At 45.2% G+C, this 19,985-nt stretch carries 31 protein-coding genes; 4 read left to right on the top strand and 27 right to left on the bottom strand.

All coding sequences use genetic code 11. The features are described 5' to 3' along the window. Window positions 1–41: 41 nt before the first annotated feature. From G9G53_RS01185 to G9G53_RS01090, 20 genes are all read right to left on the bottom strand, one after another. Complete coding sequence (locus tag G9G53_RS01185; RefSeq protein ID WP_165144776.1) at window positions 42–854, bottom strand: DNA adenine methylase; 813 nt, start codon at window positions 852–854, stop codon at window positions 42–44. A 12-nt stretch (window positions 855–866) separates the two neighbouring features. After that, on the bottom strand, window positions 867–1,622 hold the full coding sequence (locus G9G53_RS01180) for a DNA cytosine methyltransferase (RefSeq protein WP_165144773.1): 756 nt from the start codon (window positions 1,620–1,622) through the stop codon (window positions 867–869). Between the two features lie 53 nt (window positions 1,623–1,675). Next, window positions 1,676–1,996: a hypothetical protein gene (locus tag G9G53_RS01175; protein ID WP_165144770.1), complete on the bottom strand. Its 321-nt coding sequence runs from the start codon at window positions 1,994–1,996 to the stop codon at window positions 1,676–1,678. A gap of 37 nt (window positions 1,997–2,033) precedes the next feature. Beyond that, window positions 2,034–2,249 (bottom strand): hypothetical protein, encoded by a 216-nt coding sequence (locus tag G9G53_RS01170; protein WP_165144767.1) that lies wholly within the window; start codon window positions 2,247–2,249, stop codon window positions 2,034–2,036. 70 nt (window positions 2,250–2,319) lie between these two features. Beyond that, window positions 2,320–2,850 (bottom strand): crossover junction endodeoxyribonuclease RuvC, encoded by a 531-nt coding sequence (locus G9G53_RS01165; RefSeq protein WP_165144764.1) that lies wholly within the window; start codon window positions 2,848–2,850, stop codon window positions 2,320–2,322. Window positions 2,851–2,860: 10 nt separating this feature from the next. Beyond that, a complete protein-coding gene (locus tag G9G53_RS01160; RefSeq protein ID WP_103046793.1) occupies window positions 2,861–3,109 on the bottom strand; it encodes a hypothetical protein in 249 nt (82 codons plus the stop codon). After that, window positions 3,069–3,230, bottom strand: a complete 162-nt coding sequence (locus G9G53_RS01155) for a hypothetical protein (protein WP_165144761.1) — start codon at window positions 3,228–3,230, stop codon at window positions 3,069–3,071. Before G9G53_RS01155 ends, G9G53_RS01160 begins: the two co-directional genes overlap by 41 nt. A gap of 28 nt (window positions 3,231–3,258) precedes the next feature. Beyond that, window positions 3,259–4,026 carry an ATP-binding protein gene (locus tag G9G53_RS26270; protein WP_274597646.1) on the bottom strand — a complete coding sequence of 256 codons (768 nt, stop codon included), beginning with the start codon at window positions 4,024–4,026 and terminating at the stop codon, window positions 3,259–3,261. A gap of 13 nt (window positions 4,027–4,039) precedes the next feature. Continuing rightward, a complete protein-coding gene (locus G9G53_RS26265) occupies window positions 4,040–4,999 on the bottom strand; it encodes a DUF4373 domain-containing protein (protein WP_165144755.1) in 960 nt (319 codons plus the stop codon). An 11-nt stretch (window positions 5,000–5,010) separates the two neighbouring features. Next, on the bottom strand, window positions 5,011–5,331 hold the full coding sequence (locus G9G53_RS01140) for a hypothetical protein (RefSeq protein ID WP_165144752.1): 321 nt from the start codon (window positions 5,329–5,331) through the stop codon (window positions 5,011–5,013). Between the two features lie 13 nt (window positions 5,332–5,344). Beyond that, the gene (locus tag G9G53_RS01135; RefSeq protein WP_165144749.1) at window positions 5,345–5,671 is read right to left on the bottom strand and encodes a hypothetical protein; all 327 of its coding nucleotides are present in this window, start codon (window positions 5,669–5,671) and stop codon (window positions 5,345–5,347) included. 8 nt (window positions 5,672–5,679) lie between these two features. After that, window positions 5,680–6,111, bottom strand: a complete 432-nt coding sequence (gene ssb / locus G9G53_RS01130; protein ID WP_165144746.1) for a single-stranded DNA-binding protein — start codon at window positions 6,109–6,111, stop codon at window positions 5,680–5,682. Then, window positions 6,101–7,015, bottom strand: coding sequence for an AAA family ATPase (locus G9G53_RS01125; RefSeq protein ID WP_165144743.1), 915 nt, complete (start codon window positions 7,013–7,015; stop codon window positions 6,101–6,103). The genes ssb and G9G53_RS01125 overlap by 11 nt, the downstream gene beginning before the upstream one ends. Then, the gene (locus G9G53_RS01120; protein WP_165144740.1) at window positions 7,009–7,572 is read right to left on the bottom strand and encodes a host-nuclease inhibitor Gam family protein; all 564 of its coding nucleotides are present in this window, start codon (window positions 7,570–7,572) and stop codon (window positions 7,009–7,011) included. Before G9G53_RS01120 ends, G9G53_RS01125 begins: the two co-directional genes overlap by 7 nt. Before the next feature lie 50 nt (window positions 7,573–7,622). Beyond that, window positions 7,623–7,853 (bottom strand): hypothetical protein, encoded by a 231-nt coding sequence (locus tag G9G53_RS01115; RefSeq protein WP_165144737.1) that lies wholly within the window; start codon window positions 7,851–7,853, stop codon window positions 7,623–7,625. A 171-nt stretch (window positions 7,854–8,024) separates the two neighbouring features. Further along, window positions 8,025–8,216 carry a hypothetical protein gene (locus G9G53_RS01110; protein WP_165144734.1) on the bottom strand — a complete coding sequence of 64 codons (192 nt, stop codon included), beginning with the start codon at window positions 8,214–8,216 and terminating at the stop codon, window positions 8,025–8,027. Between the two features lie 24 nt (window positions 8,217–8,240). Further along, window positions 8,241–8,399, bottom strand: a complete 159-nt coding sequence (locus G9G53_RS01105; protein WP_165144731.1) for a hypothetical protein — start codon at window positions 8,397–8,399, stop codon at window positions 8,241–8,243. Between the two features lie 2 nt (window positions 8,400–8,401). After that, window positions 8,402–9,079 carry a Rha family transcriptional regulator gene (locus tag G9G53_RS01100; protein ID WP_165144728.1) on the bottom strand — a complete coding sequence of 226 codons (678 nt, stop codon included), beginning with the start codon at window positions 9,077–9,079 and terminating at the stop codon, window positions 8,402–8,404. Window positions 9,080–9,106: 27 nt separating this feature from the next. Then, complete coding sequence (locus G9G53_RS01095; protein ID WP_165144725.1) at window positions 9,107–9,316, bottom strand: helix-turn-helix domain-containing protein; 210 nt, start codon at window positions 9,314–9,316, stop codon at window positions 9,107–9,109. Then, window positions 9,313–9,531 carry a helix-turn-helix domain-containing protein gene (locus tag G9G53_RS01090; RefSeq protein ID WP_165144722.1) on the bottom strand — a complete coding sequence of 73 codons (219 nt, stop codon included), beginning with the start codon at window positions 9,529–9,531 and terminating at the stop codon, window positions 9,313–9,315. Before G9G53_RS01090 ends, G9G53_RS01095 begins: the two co-directional genes overlap by 4 nt. Before the next feature lie 248 nt (window positions 9,532–9,779). On the opposite strand from G9G53_RS01090, the gene G9G53_RS01085 reads away from it, so the two are divergent. The 3 genes from G9G53_RS01085 to G9G53_RS01075 all read left to right on the top strand — a co-directional run bounded on the left by G9G53_RS01085 (window position 9,780) and on the right by G9G53_RS01075 (window position 11,983). Next, window positions 9,780–10,184 (top strand): helix-turn-helix domain-containing protein, encoded by a 405-nt coding sequence (locus tag G9G53_RS01085; protein ID WP_165144720.1) that lies wholly within the window; start codon window positions 9,780–9,782, stop codon window positions 10,182–10,184. 3 nt (window positions 10,185–10,187) lie between these two features. Beyond that, a complete protein-coding gene (locus tag G9G53_RS01080) occupies window positions 10,188–10,598 on the top strand; it encodes an ImmA/IrrE family metallo-endopeptidase (protein WP_165144717.1) in 411 nt (136 codons plus the stop codon). Between the two features lie 71 nt (window positions 10,599–10,669). Further along, window positions 10,670–11,983, top strand: a complete 1,314-nt coding sequence (locus tag G9G53_RS01075; RefSeq protein WP_165144714.1) for a tyrosine-type recombinase/integrase — start codon at window positions 10,670–10,672, stop codon at window positions 11,981–11,983. A gap of 23 nt (window positions 11,984–12,006) precedes the next feature. Here the strand turns inward: G9G53_RS01075 and groL are convergent, their stop codons facing one another. The 7 genes from groL to G9G53_RS01040 all read right to left on the bottom strand — a co-directional run bounded on the left by groL (window position 12,007) and on the right by G9G53_RS01040 (window position 17,361). After that, entirely contained in the window at window positions 12,007–13,635 is a 1,629-nt protein-coding gene (gene groL / locus G9G53_RS01070; RefSeq protein ID WP_013309215.1) for a chaperonin GroEL, read from the bottom strand. A 73-nt stretch (window positions 13,636–13,708) separates the two neighbouring features. Further along, a complete protein-coding gene (groES, locus tag G9G53_RS01065) occupies window positions 13,709–13,990 on the bottom strand; it encodes a co-chaperone GroES (RefSeq protein ID WP_007429271.1) in 282 nt (93 codons plus the stop codon). A 359-nt stretch (window positions 13,991–14,349) separates the two neighbouring features. Beyond that, on the bottom strand, window positions 14,350–15,117 hold the full coding sequence (gene tatC, locus G9G53_RS01060) for a twin-arginine translocase subunit TatC (RefSeq protein WP_165144711.1): 768 nt from the start codon (window positions 15,115–15,117) through the stop codon (window positions 14,350–14,352). Between the two features lie 111 nt (window positions 15,118–15,228). Next, window positions 15,229–15,480 carry a twin-arginine translocase TatA/TatE family subunit gene (locus G9G53_RS01055; RefSeq protein ID WP_013309213.1) on the bottom strand — a complete coding sequence of 84 codons (252 nt, stop codon included), beginning with the start codon at window positions 15,478–15,480 and terminating at the stop codon, window positions 15,229–15,231. A gap of 103 nt (window positions 15,481–15,583) precedes the next feature. Further along, window positions 15,584–16,066 carry a MogA/MoaB family molybdenum cofactor biosynthesis protein gene (locus G9G53_RS01050; RefSeq protein ID WP_013309212.1) on the bottom strand — a complete coding sequence of 161 codons (483 nt, stop codon included), beginning with the start codon at window positions 16,064–16,066 and terminating at the stop codon, window positions 15,584–15,586. A gap of 114 nt (window positions 16,067–16,180) precedes the next feature. Then, complete coding sequence (gene moaC, locus G9G53_RS01045) at window positions 16,181–16,669, bottom strand: cyclic pyranopterin monophosphate synthase MoaC (RefSeq protein WP_029516247.1); 489 nt, start codon at window positions 16,667–16,669, stop codon at window positions 16,181–16,183. A gap of 38 nt (window positions 16,670–16,707) precedes the next feature. Then, window positions 16,708–17,361, bottom strand: coding sequence for a 5-formyltetrahydrofolate cyclo-ligase (locus G9G53_RS01040; RefSeq protein ID WP_029516246.1), 654 nt, complete (start codon window positions 17,359–17,361; stop codon window positions 16,708–16,710). Window positions 17,362–17,631: 270 nt separating this feature from the next. Between G9G53_RS01040 and G9G53_RS01035 the strand changes: the two genes are divergently transcribed. Beyond that, on the top strand, window positions 17,632–19,596 hold the full coding sequence (locus G9G53_RS01035; RefSeq protein ID WP_029516245.1) for an ABC-F family ATP-binding cassette domain-containing protein: 1,965 nt from the start codon (window positions 17,632–17,634) through the stop codon (window positions 19,594–19,596). The last annotated feature ends 389 nt before the right edge of the window (window positions 19,597–19,985 follow it).

Raw genomic sequence — 19,985 nt, 5'->3', positions numbered from 1 at the left:
ATCTCTCCCTTGATATATAGGTAGTAGGGGGTGTATCCCCCTTAAAATAGTGTTAATTGACGATTGTCAAAATTCATGAGCAACATTTCCTCAGTGTCGATATCCGCACCGGAGCCGCCTACCACTTGCTTATGTGCGTCGAATGGATCTCGAGTAAAATCGGGGTAAAGCTCTTTTACAAGCTGATCGTCATAGTATGACAAGACGACTTTTCCACGTACATTGTGCAGCAGGTCCGCTAGGTCGCGGTGGTCACGTTCTGTGAAGCTACCTGCATAATATTTCTCTCTGCCCACGTAAGGCGGATCCACATAGAACAGGGTATGAGGATCATCGTATTTCTCAATAATCGTCCGAAAATCCGTATGCTCAATCATGACCCCCTTCATCCGCTCCGCGAAGTCAGGCAGCAGCTTACAGGCGCTAAGGTATCCGTTCGCCGGGCTTTGGCCAGAAACTGTACTGTGCCGCCAGCCTGTTTGCGGAACCTCTTCCGCATTCCCTTTGCCTATGGCTGACCGATTTAGATAAAAGAAACGTACAGCTCTTTCAAATTCATCCTCCGGCATCGCTTCACGTTTCCACCGTTCATAGAGCTGCCGACTATATGGCAGCGACTCACAAGCTTGCCGAAGCCGTTCAGGATCCGTTCTGTTCACCAATAGAAAATTAACAACCAGTCCGTCAATATCGTTGTATACTTCGTGGGTTATTCTCGGCTTTTGAGCAATTACATGAGCTGCGCCGCCAAAGGGTTCAACATACTTCCTATGGCTGGGAAAGCGACTTATGATGTGCTGTGCGTATTTGCTCTTACCGCCAAACCAGATTAATGGGCTGCGTACTCCTTGCATGGTGTATCCCCCTTATAGACTGTCATTTATTGCTTTTATAGTTGCTAGGATGGGGTAAACCTGATAGGGACTCACTGCGTTTCCAAGTGCGTAACATCTGTCCACCCTATTGGGAATCCCATTAGACTTTCTTGAAACTGGGGGTCCAGATATGCCCCAATCAACTCGGGGTATCGGTCTCCAACTACGCCGACGAGCATTTTGCCATGCTTCCCAGTTCGCTCTGATGGCGCTAACGGCCTTATTCGCTTGTAGTCCTGACTTTTTGTTGGAGTGGGCCACAACGAATACCCTATATCGTTCATGGTCCGCATCAACGGCGAGAGCTGGTATATGGAATGCCCTTGCGGTGTACTGCAAGTAGTCCAGGTCATTAAATACCGTGTCGATCCCCATTGTGATGTGCCCACTAACGTTTTCACCAACAAACCAAGGGGGTTCGAGTTCATCCAAGAGGCGTGCAGTTTCCGGCCAGAGCCATCGGTCATCCGCCGCGCCTCTTCGCTCCCCGGCATAACTTTCACCTTGGCAAGGATATCCGGCGGAAATAATGTCAATTGCTCTACCGTCTCCAAGTATTCCATCCTCCCTTAATCTATCTGCTGTCAGCGTACATACATCGTCGTAGATTGGTACGTCAGGCCAATGCTTACGTAACACAGCCTGCTGAAACGGCTCACGTTCGCAAAATGCTACCGTCTCCATGCCTGCCCAATGAGCTGCCAAATCAATTCCACCGATCCCAGAGAACAGGCTTAATTTACGCATATGTCTATCCCCCTTATGGAGGGCTGTTCCCTCCTTCTTATCCCCTATGGGGCCTAATTTCTAGCCCATTTAACCTTAATCCCGGCTATCTCACACGCCTTTTTCATACCTTCTCGGAAAGCTGATTTCACATCAGGTGGTGCTTGATATGGTAGTCCTTCCCTATATATTTCTAGCAGTTTTTCTTCTATCGTCTGTTCGACTTCATACCCGATATATATAGCTTGGTTTAACATGTCTAATGTGATGCCATCCTTCGAGCCGTTTTCTTTTGTTGTAGTTACGAAATCCCTTATCACACGTTCTCGCGGAAAGTTTTTAATTTTACTTTCAATCGACTGTGCCTGGGCTTTGGTTAAAATCGCTTTCTCCATTTGTGTTATGTCCTCTCTGCCCTTGGGGGCTATATATTTAATCCTCTGGAAGCAGCTTGTTAAATGCTCTACGGTATAATTCCGATACTTTTACCTTCTTAGGTCGCCCATCTTGACGGACATTTACCATCCGATTGCTCTCTTTCACCAACACTGGGAATCCTGTTTTCGGATGTGATGCAAATACTTTTCCGTCCTCGTCGATCCGGTATGGATAATATCCGGGTATATATTTAAGGGTCTTGTTTCCCATTTTTATATTCTCCTTTTTACGTTGTTATGTGAATTATTGAGATGAATCCACGCTGTATCAAAGCATCAAGCTATGCTTTTTTCTTTTTCTTAACAGGAGGCGCTAGGATGGCTTTTACGACCTCTTGTTGGTACTTGGCTGTATTGGTGTCTAAACGAAGTGAACGGGCTATCTGAGCCAAAACAAACGCGTCTCGTATGTTGTCCGAATCGTTCTCGAATCCCCACTTTTTAAAAATAGGCAAAACCATATTATCTTTTGAGGCATTACCGTTTCCTGTAGCAAACTTTTTCACCTGACCAGGCGTAGGCTCTATAAACTTAATTCCCATGTCTCTTAGAGCAAACCGGATAGCAAAACCAATTCCGTATTGCGTACTAACCGCCTGACCTTTTGAACCGAACGAGAAGCCTTCTATACAAACTACATCAGGCGTATTGGCGTAATTCGCTATTTCCCTACCGTAATCTTGTAATTGTTCTGCGCTTGAAAGTATCCCATTTTCCAAGACAATCTCTATCTGCTCTTCTACATTTCCGTTTTCATTTAAAATGACTAAACCTGTTTTGGTACTCGGGTCTATTCCTACGTATCTGGTCATATTCATTCCCCTATCCTATTTTCTTTTTTCGCCCTGGTTTGCCCAAATCACTAGCTTCGCGCTTTTCCGCAATCTGATCTATCATGTCAACCAGTTTTCGCTTTATATAATCCGTTCGTGCTTCTGGCGGAATACCAAACATTGAACCCTCGCTTTGAATAAGCGCAACAATTCGGTCAGCTCCAGCAAGTTTTTCATATAGGTGATATTCCCAAGTTTCAAATATAGCGTCCATCCGGTTTGTGTAGTCCGTTGCCATCCGTTACACCTGCCCTCCGGTAGATTTCTTCATGTGCAAGTATTCGATAGTCATAATCTTTAGTTTCGTCATAAGCTGCTATGACCAGTTCAGAATTGGTCATACTTTCAAACGGTCTCACGTTCGTTTTCAGTCTCCTTTTCAGCGCCCTATCCCTGCTGTATACGTTTCATAGCGTCTTCACGCCGTTTTGATGTTCCGGTATTGTGGTAGATATCCGAACTTCCTAGGATGCGGTCGAACAACCTTCCGTCCTCATCAGTGATGTTTCCCCACTTGTCTTTATAAAGCCATTTTTCTAGGCGCTCTAAATCCAAATTTGATGTGATGTTTGTAATTTTTCCTTGCCTACCGTTCAAGATCGGGAACAATACATCTTTGTACTCTTCCTCCAGCAATGCCCCAGCTCCTAATTCATCAAGGGTTAACAGGTCACAGGACACTGCCCCGTTTATTACGTCTATCAAAGTAATCTTTGAATTGAATTTGGTTGCCGATTTTGCTAGTTTCAAGAGCTGTGGCACATCCAAAAACAAACATACGAAGCCTTGTCGGTTTAACTCGTGGTGGATTGCAGCAGCCAAGTGGCTTTTTCCGTTCCCTGGAGGCCCGTACAGGAGCAGTCCAGTCTTTCGGGTCTCGTAGGTCTCCATAAAGTCTAACGCCGCTCTATGGGCTGCCTCTGTACCGCTACGGGGTATAAAGGTTTGAAAGGATGCATGTTTTAAATCCTCATTCATGATTGACTGAGAAAACACCCTCTCCATCTGGCCTCTGCGATATCTCCGCTCAGCTTCCAACTGCTCACGCTCTCGTTCTTCCTGTACGCATTTGCATGCCCTATTAAGGCCCCATTGTTTCTTAGGTGGGAAATAGGTTCGTTTAATCTGCTGGCGACACTTGATGCAGCAGTACACACCCTCAAACTCGTTATCTGCGAACAAACATGTCGTACTTCGAACCGGCGCCCGTTGATCTTTCGGAATCTCCTTCCGCTCCGATCCGATTTTGTTGATTGCTTCCGCTATCGGTGAACGACCAACTGTCCTGGCCGGCTTGTGCTTGACCGTTTGCATCATGTTTTGAAGAAGCTGCTTGTCCTCCGTTGAAAGGTTGAGATTGTTGATATCCAACCGCTGAACCTCCCTCCAAGTAATCTTTGTATCTATCCTCGTTTAAAAAGCTTTTAGGATGCTTGATAAACTGAGATTCTGTTTTGAGTTGTAGACATTGAACACGGTAATTAATTGCACATTGAATAATAGTCTCCGGTCGCTCTCCTGCCTTAATTATTTTCTGCCATGTTTTATAGCAATCTTTCTTTCCGATCTTTTTCGGGTATTCATTCCAGAATGATTCAAATTCATCAGAGTACATATCTTTTAAATCATTTTTATTTCTTTTACTTTCCTTTACTTTACTTTCCTTTAAAGCATCGTTTTTTGATTCGTCCGCATATGCGTTCGCATCCAATTCGCATTCATCTTTTTCAGTCGATTCGGAAGATTCCTTATCTGGCGCGGATTTTTTGCCCCATCGTGCTTCTGCTGACTTCCTGGCTTTTTCCGATTTTCGTTCCCGTTCCTGCATTCTTCGAAGTAATGAAGTACTCCAAAAGTGCGTTGCATCTGCTGCAAAAAGGTCAAATTCAGTGATGCAATCTTGTATGAATTTATGCGCCATTTCAGAATCGCATTGCATTTGTGATGCGAACGCATAGTAAGCGTATTTCGATCGCATATCCAATTTGTATCCGTTAGATTCCCTCATCATTTCTACTAAAATCCAGTACCACCCGTACCCTTCCGATCCATAGACACCGCGCATGGCGGTAATCTTAGGATCGTGACGGGCGTTACTGTCATGAGAGAAATAATATGCCTCTTTCATTTCACCACCCGCTATTCTTTTGCTGATTTAACCAGCGTTGCCATTGCCTTTCTAGCTCGTATCCCTTCCGGGGTTTCATCTAACCAGTCATGGCATGCCGTACATAAATGTAATAAGTCCGTTACTCTCGTTTTATGGTTAATGTGTTTACGTCCGATCAAGTGAGCTCGTTCAGTAGCCAAGGCATTGTCACAAAGCTCACAGAGGCCGTGTGACCGCGCTTTAAGCTGCTTATCTACCTGTTGGCTGATATCTCCCTTTTGACGCTGTGTGAGCTTTACACGTTTGCTTTTGGCTGGTTTAGGAGCTGGATGAAATCCGTACTGTATCATGCTGCATGCCTCCTTAAACATCCGTCTGGTATTTCAAGATAGTCTGGAGAGCTGACACCTGTACCTTTATCGCATCCGCCGCTTTGATACCAGCTTGAAACTGAGCTTCCGCAAAATCCCGATCAAATAGCTTTGCTGACACATTCCCTTTTGCCAAATCAGGTATAAGAGTCACAGGCACTTTATCTTGTCGTAGCTTGAAGATTTCCTTTGCCAGCTCCGAGCGGTAGATACGTTCTGACTCAGCTTTTTTTCGCCCCAAGTCAAATAGCGCATCCGCTGACTTACCCAGCCTGTTTGAAGCGGCGTATAACTCTTGGCTTACATTTACAATTTCCATTTATCCTCCTAGAAAGGTAAGTCATCATCTGATATATCAATTGGCTTTCCATCATCATGAAACGGGTCTCCATCGGCACGGTATGGAGCTGGTTCGTTCGGATCGGCTTGGTTCCGGTTATTGTCCCGATTCGACTCCAAGAACCGTACATTGTCTGCTACAATTTCAGTGATGTAACGAGTACCATTCTCGCTTTCCCATCTTCGTATCTGGATTCGCCCTTCTACCGCAGTCAATCTACCCTTTTTCAGATAGGTAGCAGTAGTTTCAGCAAGCTGCCGCCAAGTCACAATCTTTAGAAAATCAGCCTCACGGTGCCCATTGTTTGTAAATGGTCTGTCTACAGCCAAAGTGAATTGGGTAGTCGCCACACCATTGGGCGTATATTTTAGTTCAGGGTCAGCAGTTAAGCGACCTACAAGTACCACTCTATTCAACACTTTCTTTGTCCCCCTCTACCGCTTTGTCCTTAAGCGATTCTGTTAAAGTTGAAAGGAATTCTTCTCCTTGTTTTTCGGTGATACCTAATAACGGGAATCCGTATAATTTCTTAGTTTGTGCATCTATTTTTTCTGGTTTCTGGCCGAGCGCTTCCCATGCCGCCTTAATTCCTTCTGCTGTTTCATTCGATACAATCTTTTCCCCTGACTCCAACCATTCAGCAAGCTGCTGGCCTGTCTCAACGCCAGGGATAAATTCCAGTCCATCAAACAAGCCCGTGCGATCTTTGGAGACCGTAGCAATATGATGCGCTGACAGGTCCATAACAAGAGTAAATTCATACTCCAATCCATCCCGCTGTACTGGAGCCATACCGACCTTGCGCGGTACCTGTTTGCCCTTCTCATTGGCCTCAAGTACATATTCAGTCTTAGACCGCATGGTCACAAAGATATGTGCAGAGCATTGGAGAATGGCTTCTACCATTTTGTTCTGTTTGGGTGTTAACTCCCCCCAAGCCGTGAAGCTGTTTTTAGTCTTAGAAAGCTTGTCTTTCTGCTCAATAATCCCGCCTTCGCCAGCCCATGCATGGGAAAGTGAATCGACAATGATCGCTTCAACTCCGTAATCTTCAAAAGCTTTGATAGCTTCGATATACTTTTCAGTGGTATATGGCGGTTCTAAGTCGATTTTGGAGAATTCGGGAATATGAACGCCTGCTTTTGTCGTCTCGGCGTATAAATCTGCGCTTCGATTCTCTGTATCAATAAGACCGATCTTCTCCCAGTCACCTGTCATTCCAAAGGCCATTAACAAAGCCGTAAGTGTCTTTCCTGACCCGCTAGGACCTGTCATACCTATTCTCGCCTTGGTTACAGTTCGTTTCGATTTACGTATCAGCATGCCTTACACCTCCCAAGTTCATCGCCACGGTGCTCAACTTGGATTCCTTCTACCGGTTCACCATTCGGATCAACCACCACGCCAGCATCAGAAACAGAGAATGCTTTCTTGATGTCCGTTTTAACAGGTTCCCACTTAACTCTAATGAGATGGTCATAACCGTTATCGTTAAGCCAACTAGTCAAAGCTTGATCATCATAGTTCCATTTAGGCTGCTGCTTCTTAAGAGACACAGAACCATACGGCGTTTTAACAGACTTGAATTTAGGGTCTTCCTCCCGGCGCCGCGCTGCATACTCAGACAGCAAACCACGAAAATAATCTTCATCCCGTTGAGCCTTCTCCATCTCCGTTTTACGATATGATTCGATCCGGTATACCTCAGCATCAGCAACCGCATTAACTTCCTTCCGTTGCTTCTCTAATGCCACCAGCTTACGCATAACCCAAGTTAGCGAGTCCAGGCTATCCACCACAAAGCGTTGGCGTTCCTCCTGCTCCTGTTGATCCAATTCATCCAGTTCCGCTTGAAAAAGTGGGTTTAAAAGGTTAGACATATTTACATCCTCCTAAAATTTTGTTATAGTGACCGTGAAATGTTTATTAATTAGTTCGATTTGACTTCGGCTGCAACCGGAGTCATTTTGCTTTCCAGGTATAAATCCACTCGCTTAAGCTCGTCCACCATTTTAGGGATATCCTCGTAACGATACATTTCCATCAGCGCTTCTAAGATAGATGCTGTGGAATTATTTTTGGTATCCGTGTTTTCCGCGATTGCTTCTAATCTGCGGATAACTGACCGGACGTGTTGTTGGGCTTGCTGCAGGTTCGGCATGTTCTCCCTCCCTAATTTGTTTTCTGATCCGATCATACTCCTGGCGTTGCACCTCATTTTTAAACGCAAACTTTGGATGCGGTCCGTCCACTATCCAACCACCAACTAAAGTTAAAGCAAACTTGTCTTCAAATTCGTTACTAGCTTTTATGCGGATGCCTACTTGCACTGTTACACCTCCCATTTAATCTTTTGCGACAACTCAACATAACGACCAAATGAGATACGATTTTTGATAAGGCCATATTCCGGCTCCTGCTCGTACAGTCGGCCCAGGTACTCCAGATGCTCATCCGTTAGTACACTTAGCCCACTAAGATCCTTAGTGACTACTACAGGACGTTTACGCCACCACCGCCACATACCTATCAACTCCCTTTGATAGTTTCAGCCTTCCATCCCCGCCACGGCGCGTAAGTCCAAAATCTCTTTAAGCATCCAGCCAAAAGATGCCTGTGATACTTCTGGATGCACCCAACTTGGATTATTTGCTAATGTATCGTACATATTTTCAAGTGCGTTTAACCGTTGTTGTACGTCGTACACGATCATTCTCCTTTCTTAATAGGACGCCAATAGGTGATGTAGTTCAGGACGTTCTCCAGTTCTTTCCGAAGTACATCCTTATAAGATGTAACTTGCCAGCGATCTTTGATTTCCCGGTGAAGTTGTTGGAATAACTCGCCTCGTTCGTCCTTATCTGGCTCAATAGCGTACACCTTTCTGGAAATCGCTTTTTGCAGCGTTCGTTGTTGACCACTATTTAAAGTAATCTGCTTGTCCAACTTCTGCTCAATCTCTACCAGTTTAGTCCCATGTTCTGCCGTAGTTGCTTTCACCACTTCGACTTCCTCCGCCACCTCAGCCGTGAGTTTGAGAGATTGAATGATTGCTTGACGTTCGGTAAGCACAGGGGGCTTAGAGATTTCATCTTTCATTCGGTTAAACTCTGTAATGTACATTTCCTTGAAGCGCGCCGCTTCTTTTCCGGTGTAACTCATAGCAAGGAATGAGAACCCGTCTTGAGAGATAATGAATTTAGGTCTTGTTTCTCCTTTTCCGTCGATGTAATCAACCGACGCAAAATTGCGTTCGTTGAATTCTTCACTGCATTCCAGATTTGCGATGCTTCGCAAAACGTCAGAGTGCCTTTTTCCAAATACCTCCGCTACCGTCAAACTGTCCGTTACCGTGTTTCCGTTTTGGATAAATACCAATTGAGTCATACTGTTTCTCCTTTCAAAGATGATCGTCTATTGTGACTCTCCCTTAATTCGGTCTAGCCAAACCAGCATTTCCTTTTTTAAAATCTTTCTTGATGCACCAATGGTAAAACTTTTAATTTCACCGTACTGGCAAAAATCATATACACGTTGCCGTGCAATGCCTACATAATCGGCTACTTGTTGCGGAGACAAGATGTCTGGTAACTTATCTAGCGTTTTTATTTTTTCTATACTCATGTCTTCGCCTCCATTTTTGACTTTTTTATCGGAACCAGTTTGATTTCCAAGCCTAATGCATCACAGGTTTTACTAAGGGTTGTTTCATTCCAGCGACGGCTGCCATCTATCAAGCAGTGAAGATATTGGGGGGTATAGCCAGTTTGTTTTGCCACATCAGTTGGTGTAACACCTCTTGCATCCATAGCCTTTTTGATTGATTCAGATAAACGCATTCAGTTCACCTCCTTTTAACTATTTGTTTTATTTCATAAGCAAATATTAAACTATATGTTTCATTTAAACAATGCGTAATATCGAGCATATCGGCCTATTTTTAAACATTTCGTTGAAAAAACCTTATAAATATCACTATTTGTTTAAAATACCTCTGTTTTACTCCATTTTTAAACTATTTGTTCGTTGCCAAATAAACTATTTGTTGATAACATTAATGTAAACAAATAGTTGAAGGGAAAATAATATGAATAGGATTCGTGAAATACGCCGAAAAAAAGGGATCACTGGCCCTGAATTAGCCGCCAAATTAGATATCACCCCACAATACCTATACGGGTTTGAAAAAGAGACACGGACACTAAGTGCAGAAATGGCCTCACGTATTGCATCAATTTTTGAGGTAAGTGTAGACTATTTACTTGGTCGAACTGATGAGTCTGAAGGAACACCCTACATTCCTGAATGGGCTACATCTAGAGATATTCGCGACTTTAAAAAAATACTTGAAGAGGACGAACCTGTAATGTTTGACGGTATGCCAATCAGCCCAGAAGACAAGGAGAAGATCAAGAGGGTTATGGAGGCAATGTTTTGGGACGCAAAAGAGAAGAACAAAAAAACTTATGGGCGTAATAAGACAGAGGAATAATGGATGGACAAAACTGTTCAAAGACTCATACGACGCTTCAAAACTAACTGTCCTTTCGAGATAGCAGAAAGGCTAAATATCCAGGTTTGGTATTGTGATTTAGGCGAAAACACCCGCGGTATGTATTATCGTAAGCTCCGCCGCCGCTTTATAGCTATACACTCGGGACTAAGTGAACCGTGGCAAAAATTCATATGTGCACATGAGTTAGCTCATGATCGCCTCCATCCTGGCATCAGTAGATTCTTTTTGGATGAACGTTCATTCTCAAATGCTGGTAAGTATGAAAGACAAGCAAACCAATTCGCTGTTAAATTGCTTACAGCTTCGACCTCTCCAGAACCAGGAGAAACGATAGAACGATTTCTGCGTAGGTGTTCTATCCCACCTGAATTACATAAATTTCTATCCTAACTTGCACTTTCACCGCTGCGAGGCGGTTTCACATACACAAAATTCAGAACATACGTTTGGAGGTATTGTCTTTGAAAGGTCATTTTTACAAACCGCATTGTAAATGCGTAGATGCCAAAGGAAAGAGTAAAAAAGCTAAGAAGTGTAATTGCGGTGCATCGTGGTCATACATCCTGGATGTTGGTATTGACCCTGCGACTGGCAAGAGAAAGCAGAAGAAGAAAGGGGGATTCCAAACAAAAACAAAGGCTCAGGACGCCGCTACACTCTTATATGCTGAACTGACACAAGGGACTTATATAGAGGAAAAAGACATCACCTTCGAGGAATTCGTGAAGACTTGGGAGGGTATCTACCAAGGGAATGGCCGAACGAAAATAAGCACGCACAGGGTGAGAAAACACGAAGTAGGCAGGCTCATGCCTTATTTTAAAAAGCTTAAATTGAAGAATATAACAAGGGACCAATACCAAGAAGCTTTGAACGATCTTAAAACTAATGGAAAGAAGGAAGGAGTAGGGTATGCTGACAATACAATGGATGGAATCCATAGAACTGGCAGGATGATATTTAAAAAAGCTGTCGAATTAGGAGTTATCCGTAATGATCCTACTCAATATGCATATGTCCCGAAAACGCAGAAAACAATTGATGAATTGGAGAATCAAGGAGAAGAGATAAAGTATCTAGAAAAAGAGGAGCTTGCGCTCTTCCTGAAAACAGCTCAGGAAAAAGGGCTGGACGGCGACTGCGAAAGCTTCCTTACGCTGGCTTATACAGGAATGCGTATTGGGGAATTTGTAGCTTTGAGAGATAGTGACATTGACTTCCAAGAGCACAAAATTTCCATAACCAAAACGTACTACAACCCAACAAATAACATGACCAAATATAAGCTTCTCCCCCCAAAAACCAAATCATCTGCCCGTACGATTGATGTTGATCCGATGGTTATAAAAGCTTTGGAAATCCATCTATCTAATCTTGAAACAGTCAAAAGCCGTTTCAGTGATGCGTACTATGATAAAGGATACATCATGCCAAATGTGGGGAAGCATCCTGGCTACCCAAGAACAATTAAACATTTTGAGTTGCGCATGCATAGGTTACTTAAACTGGCGGGTCTCAGTACCGATTTAACGCCCCATTCACTCCGACATACGCACGTTTCGCTTCTCGCCGAAGCTGGTGCAGAGCTACACGAAATTATGGATCGGCTGGGGCACAAAGATGATGACATAACTGAGCAGATTTATCTTCACGTTACCAAGCATAAAAAACGAGAAGCCTCCCACAAGTTCGCTGAACTCATGAGAGGCTTACAAAAACAAACTGATGTTACCCAAATGTTACCCTCAGAAGGTTCTGAGGAAGGAAAACCTTGATGCTACAAGCTTCTTAGCCCGTATTACATCATGCCGCCCATTCCACCCATGCCGCCCATGTCAGGCATTGCAGCCTTTTCTGGTTCTGGCTTGTCAGCGATAACCGCTTCAGTAGTCAGGAACATTGCCGCTACGGAAGCAGCGTTTTGCAATGCATAACGAGTTACTTTCGCAGGGTCAACGATACCAGCGTCGATCATGTTTACCCAGTCGCCAGTAGCTGCGTTAAAGCCTACGCCAACTTCTTCGCGTTTCAGACGCTCAACGATTACAGAGCCTTCTTCACCTGCGTTAGCAGCAATGGTGCGGATTGGAGCTTCCAGAGCGCGCAACACGATGTTCACGCCTGTTTGCTCGTCGCCTTGCAGTTCAACAGCTGCAACTGCTTTGTATACGTTCAGGAGCGCTACACCACCACCGGATACGATACCTTCTTCAACCGCAGCACGGGTTGCGTTCAGAGCATCTTCGATGCGCAGTTTGCGTTCTTTCAATTCTGTTTCAGTAGCCGCACCGACTTTGATGACTGCTACGCCGCCGGACAATTTAGCCAGACGCTCTTGCAGTTTCTCTTTGTCGAACTCGGAAGTGGTTTCTTCCAGTTGCGTACGGATTTGGCTAACACGAGCGTCGATGTCGGCTTTGTTTCCAGCACCGTCAACCACAATCGTATTTTCTTTTGTGATACGCACTTGACGTGCTGTACCCAGTTGGTCTACGGAAGCTGTTTTCAGGTCCAGACCCAGTTCTTCCGTGATCACTTGACCGCCTGTCAGGGCAGCGATATCTTGCAACATTGCTTTACGACGGTCACCAAAGCCTGGAGCTTTAACAGCTACAGCGTTGAATGTACCACGCAGTTTGTTAACAACGAGCATAGCCAGCGCTTCGCCTTCGATGTCTTCAGCGATCAGAACGAGTGGCTTGCCTTGTTGTACGATTTTTTCAAGCAATGGCAGGATTTCTTGTGTGTTTGTGATTTTTTTGTCTGTGATCAGGATATACGGATTGTCCAGTACAGCTTCCATTTTGTCCGTATCTGTAATCATGTACGGGGAAATGTAGCCACGGTCAAATTGCATACCTTCAACCACTTCCAGCTCTGTAGCAAACCCGCGGGATTCTTCAACCGTGATTACACCGTCTTTGCCCACTTTTTCCATAGCTTCAGCGATCAGTTCGCCTACTTCGTCATCAGCAGCGGAAATACCAGCTACTTGAGCAATGGATTGTTTGCTTTCGATCGGTTTGGAGATGGCTTGCAGTTCAGCAACAGCCGCTTTAACCGCTTTGTCGATCCCTTTACGGATACCGATTGGGCTTGCGCCAGCAGTTACGTTTTTCAGGCCTTCTGTGATGAGGGCTTGAGCCAAAACAGTAGCAGTAGTCGTACCATCACCAGCTACATCGTTCGTTTTGGTCGCTACTTCTTTAACCAGTTGAGCGCCCATGTTTTCGAACGCGTCTTCCAGCTCGATTTCTTTTGCAATCGTTACACCGTCATTAGTGATGAGCGGGCTACCGAATTTTTTCTCCAGTACAACGTTACGGCCTTTCGGTCCGAGTGTTACTTTTACAGCGTTAGCCAATGCGTCAACCCCGCGCAGCATAGAGCGACGAGCGTCTTCACTGAATTTGATATCTTTAGCCATTTGTGATAAACCTCCCTATGGATTATGAATGATTTGTTTCAATTCCTATATTCAGGTCTTGTCCGGGTTCCGGTTAACCGATAATCGCGTGGATATCGCTTTCTTTCATAATCAAATATTCTTTACCTTCATATTTGATTTCCGTTCCAGCGTATTTAGAGAAAATGACACGGTCGCCTTCTTTTACTTCCAGAGGAATACGGGCACCGTCTTTCAATGCGCCTGCGCCAACCGCGATAATTTTGCCTTCTTGCGGCTTTTCCTTGGCAGAGTCAGGAAGTACGATCCCGAAGGAAGTCGTTGTCTCTTGCTCAATTGCTTCCACCAATACGCGTTCACCCAAAGGTTTGATCATGAAAAAATAGCCTCCTTATTAAGTGTTTTATCCTGTAATTTGGTTGTTATGTTGTATGTATTAGCACTCGACAGTCGTCAGTGCTAACAACCAACTTTATGATACTCAACTTGGGATTGAATTTCAAGTCCCTAATGTATTTTTTATGGGAATTTTTATGGACAGCCCTTCCCGATTATATCCATCTATCTGAAAAATAACCGTTAACTCAAGGCTAATGGTTATTTTTCAGGGGACTAAGCCGCTACTGTTCATGCTCTGTACATAGTCATGATATACAAATGCTATTCATCATCTGCAAGTTGCCATGTAGCGCGACCCGAATAAATTATTTACTGAGCCATTCAGGTCCTGCCTTATTATTCTGAAGCTACACGCAATTGAGCCTCACGTTCCTCCTGTGCACGCAGTTGCTTGCGGTAGACGACCGAAGACAAGTACACGCTCACTTCATATAACATCAGCAACGGAATCGCCACCAAAAAATCGGAAATAAAATCCGGCGGGGTAATGACAACCGCGACGAACACCAGCAGAAAATAAGAAATCTTCCGCCATTTGCGAAGCCGCATTGGTGTTAAAACATGAATCCCCGTCAGAAACATGATAAGCAGGGGGAGCTCAAACAGTAGCGCTACAGGTAGTACAATATTAAACATAAAGGTGAAATATTGTGCGATCCCGTACGTTTCCTGTAATCCCATACTTTTGGTGACAGACGATGTAAACTGAATCGCCATCGGGAAAATAATGAAATAAGCAAAAGCTGTCCCAATGATGAATAAAAGCAGCACATAAGGCACATACCGCAAAGTCGCACTTCGTTCTTGCGGCCTTAATCCCGGGCTGACAAATTTCCACAGTTGGTAGCATGCAAACGGTAGCGCCACCGCAATCCCGATGATCATGGCGATCTTCATGTAGATACCAATCCCGTCCCAAAAGGAAAACGCGTTTAACTGAAAAGCTCGCGCCGAACCGGAGCGAATAAGCCAGTCATATACAGTACCCGCCGCGAACAGACCACCAGCCAGTGCCAATACAAATACAATTAGCACATAGATCATTCTGCGGCGAAGCTCTCCCAGATGTTCCATTAGCGGCATTTCATGCTCTGATGGGGTCAAGTCCACTCCTCCTTTCTGAACGGAACGCAGCAGCGCCTCCTAAAAAATAAAGCCCTTCACTGAAGAAGAGGCTTTTGTTTATTGTACAAGATCAAGAATCGATCACTAAATCTATGACAAGCGTTTATCCTCAGGCTGAGGTTGAACTTCTGAAGACGTCGTTTGTGATGCTTTGACCACACTATCTTTGCTGTCTTTACGCTCAGTCCGTTCATCTTCTGATAAAATATCGCGTGCCCCGTTTTTAAACTCACGGAATGTACGCCCTACAGCTCGACCCAGCTCAGGCAGCTTGTTCGGACCAAATAGCAGCAGCGCCAGAATAATTAACAAAATATAACCCGGTGCTCCAATATTGGGCATGTGTAGTAATCCTCCTTATGTTGACGAACAAAATAAGAATCTTTGTCCGTATACGGCCTTATAAATTCTTATAGGTATCATACCACACACGATGTGCTGCCTTCTACCGGAACTGACCTGTCACCATAAGCAACGCTTCTGGAAGCTGGTCCATTATCGCTGCCAAATTTTCATGCACGCCTTTGGGCGTTCCTGGCAAATTGACGATCAGTGTACGTCCGCGTATTCCCACGATTCCACGGAATAGCATAGCCGCTGGATTTTTCTGCATCACGATCATTCTCATGGCCTCTGCCATACCCGGCACTTCCCGTTCCACAACCCGCCGAGTCGCCTCGGGTGTCACATCACGAATGGCCAGCTCAGTCCCGCCCGTAGTTAGTACCAGGTCTGCATGAAAATAATCGGTCATTTCGATTAAAGCAGCAATAATTTCATCCGGTTCATCGGGAACGATCCGGTATTCCACAATCTCTCCGCCCAGTTCTTCTTCGATGAGTTCCCGGATGACCTGTGCGCTTGTATCCTCACGCTCTCCCCTTGCCCCTTTATCACTGGCTGTTAGGATCGCCGTTTTCCACACCATAAGATCACCCTTCTCCTATCATGAAAGAATACTTTCTCTTCTGAAAATCAGAAACAGCCACGCTGCATCCTGCATCACATCACAGTACCCTCTCGGCGACAATGTTTATCTATGTCAAGGTTCCCGGTGGTCCTCCCGTTGAAAATCCCCATGCTTGCCACCTGTTTTGGATTGCAGCATGGTAGGGCCGATGATCATATCTTTTTGCAGCGCCTTGCACATATCATACACGGTTAACGCTGCGGCTGAAGCCGCTGTCAAAGCTTCCATTTCTACACCTGTCTTACCTTCGGTCTTCACTTCAACTTCAATATGAAGCACATCATGTCCATTATCGGAAAAAGTAATGTTCACGCCTGTCAGAGCCAGTGGATGACACATCGGTATCCAGTCTGACGTTTTTTTCGCGCCTTGAATCCCTGCGACCTGGGCCACAGCAAGAACATCACCCTTGCCGATTCTTCCTTCTTTTACAGCCGTCAATGTAGCCGGATTCATCGTAATCTGAGTCACGGCAACTGCTGTACGAACCGTAGACGTTTTACCCGAAATATCTACCATACGAGCACGTCCCTGTTCGTTAAAATGAGTAAAGGAATCCACGACTCCCTCACAGCTCCTTTCACATACCCAACTTTACTTCATTCATCATTTGTCAATTTTGCATAATCACAATCTAAGCGTCCATCCAGAGTAAACAGCACGTCCACTCGCAAATCCCTTGGCTCCATAGGCACCTGTGTGAGCAATTGTCCCGGCAGTAGCAGCGAGACATACAGCGGACCTACGTGGCTGTTGTTACGCTTCTCTGCCTCTACCTGTACGGTAAAGCGGTCATAATAGCCTCCGCCGTAGCCAATCCTGCCCCCTCGACGATCAAAGGCCAAGCCAGGCACAACAACCCAGTCAATTCCCGTCCACATTTCAGGCGACCATTCCTTGCATGTCAAAGCAGGCTCAGGGATGTTCCAGACGCCGGGTACAATATCTCCGTTCTGATCCATCTCCCTCAGCTCCATCGTCCGAGTTACCGAATCCACTCTTGGAGCCAGGACACGATCTCCCTGTGACCAGCAATGCTCAATGAGGGGAGTCGTCGAAATCTCGCTGCCAAAAGAGAGATAACTAAATAAGGTTAGCTTATCTCCGTTTCTGTCTATTCTAAGCTGCTCCCATGCCTCGATTGCATGCCGACAGGCCACAGCCGATGCCTTCTGCCTTGTCAGCGGGTCCATGGAGTCACGCGCCTCCCGTTGCTGCAAACGCAGCGCGTTCTTCACATTACAGACATCCATCACATCCGCCCTCCCGCACAATCGTCGATAATCTTTAATACGTTGCTATTGTCCCATTTGTCAGTAAGTGCTGTACGTTGCAAGTTTTTTTCATTCTTTTTCACTTCTCGCTTAAGTTTATCATTGTTTATACAAATTGACTACACGCGGCTCAAGGGTTTACAGGGTGAAAGCAGTGCAATAGTGGGTAATTTCATGTAAACTGGAAGGAAGGTACCTGCGAAAAAAGCAGGTAGAACTGTGCAAAATGTAATGGAGGAACGATACGCTATGCTATTGCAAGTAACCGGAATTACTAAATCTTATGGAATTGAGCCCGTTCTGGACGGGATTAACCTTCAAATATTGGAACGTGAACGTATTGGACTCGTAGGTGTGAACGGTGCAGGCAAATCGACCCTGCTCAAAATCATTGCTGGTGAAATATCCTATGACAGTGGACAAATTTTCAAGGCAAAGGAGACCAGCATCGGTTATCTGGCGCAAAACAGCGGCTTGAATTCTGACCGTTCTATCTGGGGGGAAATGATGCTGGTGTTCACTCCCCTGATTGAAGCGGAACGGGAACTGCGGCAAATGGAACAGGACATCGCTGACCTGGCCAATGCTCAAAACGAAAAACGCTACGCAGATCTGCTGGAACGCTATGCACGTCGTTCAGACTGGTTCAAGGATCACGGTGGTTATGAAATGGAGACCCGTATTCGCAGCGTGCTGCACGGCATGGGCTTTGGCTCATTTGCACCTGAAACGCCTGTAGCTACCTTGAGCGGAGGACAGAAAACTCGGCTTGCGCTAGCGCGCATCCTACTGCTCGCCCCAGATGTCCTCATGCTTGATGAGCCTACCAACTATCTGGATATTCAAACACTAACCTGGTTGGAGGACTATTTGCGCGGCTACTCCGGTTCTCTGCTGGTTGTATCACATGACCGTTATTTTCTGGACCGACTGGTAACGACGATTATTGAAATCGAACGCCATCGTTCTACCCGATATACAGGCAACTACAGCCGCTACATGGAGTTGAAAGCTGCCGAGTACGAAACGAATCTGAAGCATTACGAAAAGCAGCAAGGAGAAATTGCCCGTTTAGAAGCATTCGTACAACGTAATATTGTGCGGGCTTCTACGACCAAACGCGCTCAAAGTCGGCGCAAGCAGTTAGATAAAATGGAGCGTATGGATCGACCGATGGGAGACTTGAAAAAGGCTCATTTTTCCTTTGAAACAGCCCATATGTCAGGTAAGGAAGTACTGGAGGTCCGTGACCTCTCTGTGGGATATGAAGGGAAAAAGCCTTTATTCCAGCACGCATCGTTCGACTTAAAACGTGGAGATACCGTGGCACTGATTGGTCCGAACGGGATCGGAAAATCGACGTTGCTCAAATGTCTGACCGGATCACTTAAACCTGCTGCGGGCTCCATCCACTGGGGCACGAAAATCAAAATCGGTCTGTATGACCAGGAGCAGACGAACCTGAACCCTGCCAACACCGTACTGGAGGAGTTGTGGAGCGAGTATCCTCATATGGAAGAAGCACGTATTCGTACAGTGCTGGGTAATTTCCTGTTTAGCGGTGACGATGTACTAAAAAAAGTAGCTGCATTAAGCGGAGGGGAAAAAGCCCGCGTTTCTCTGGCCAAGCTCATGCTGCGCGAAGCCAACGTATTAATTCTCGATGAGCCTACCAACCATCTGGATCTGTTTAGCAAGGAAGTGCTGGAAGCGGCTTTGATGGACTATGACGGTACACTGTTGTTCATTTCCCATGACCGTTATTTCCTGAACAAAATGGCGGAACGTGTCATCGAGCTTCATCCTGGAGGGATAGAACATTTCCTGGGGAATTATGATGACTATGTAGCTAAAAAGCAGGAATTGGAGGAAATTGCGCAGGAAGCTTTGGAGGCAAATCAGGCCGCACGCGGCAAAACATCGGCTACCTCTGCATCCGTGACAGACGAGACCACATCCAAATCACGCGCCGCCACCTATGCTGCAGACAAACAAGCCAAAAGCGAGGAACGTAGCCGTCAACGCAAGCTGGAGGCATTGGAAAACCAGATCAAAACGCTGGAAGAACAAATTTTAGGGCTGGAGGAACAAATGACCCTACCTGAGATTTATCAGGATTACACAGCGCTTCAGAATATTCAGGCACAGCTCGACACCCATAAACAGGAATTGACTGAAACCTATGCCTCTTGGGAAGAGCTGTTAGAAGAATAGACACTACTGCATAAAATATTAGCCTTAAAAATTTCACATTTTCCTCTTCTATTTTTTTGTACACAAGATTATCCACAACTTATGTGTATGAGTGAGATTGAAAAATGGCCTTTTGGGCCATTTTTTTATTGATAAAAAGCCACTTTCAAATGAAAACCAAATTTATCCACCCTTTTATCCACATTATCCACAGATTTCACAAGAACTAAAGGTGTTACATATCCCCCAACTTGCTATCTCCAAAAAGTCTTAGCCTGCTTGCTTCGGGCTGGGTTATCCACATTTGAAACGGTATATGTGGATAACTTTGTTCACAACTTGACAAATCACATCATTATTCGGGCAATATCAAAATTCCAGATTTTTTTGATGGATTATGAAAAATCGTG

The sequence above is a fragment of the Paenibacillus sp. EKM206P genome (assembly GCF_011066155.1).
GTDB lineage: Bacteria > Bacillota > Bacilli > Paenibacillales > Paenibacillaceae > Paenibacillus > Paenibacillus polymyxa_D.
The sequence above is the reverse complement of the archived record's forward strand: the minus strand, read 5'-3'. Positions and strand labels throughout refer to the sequence as shown.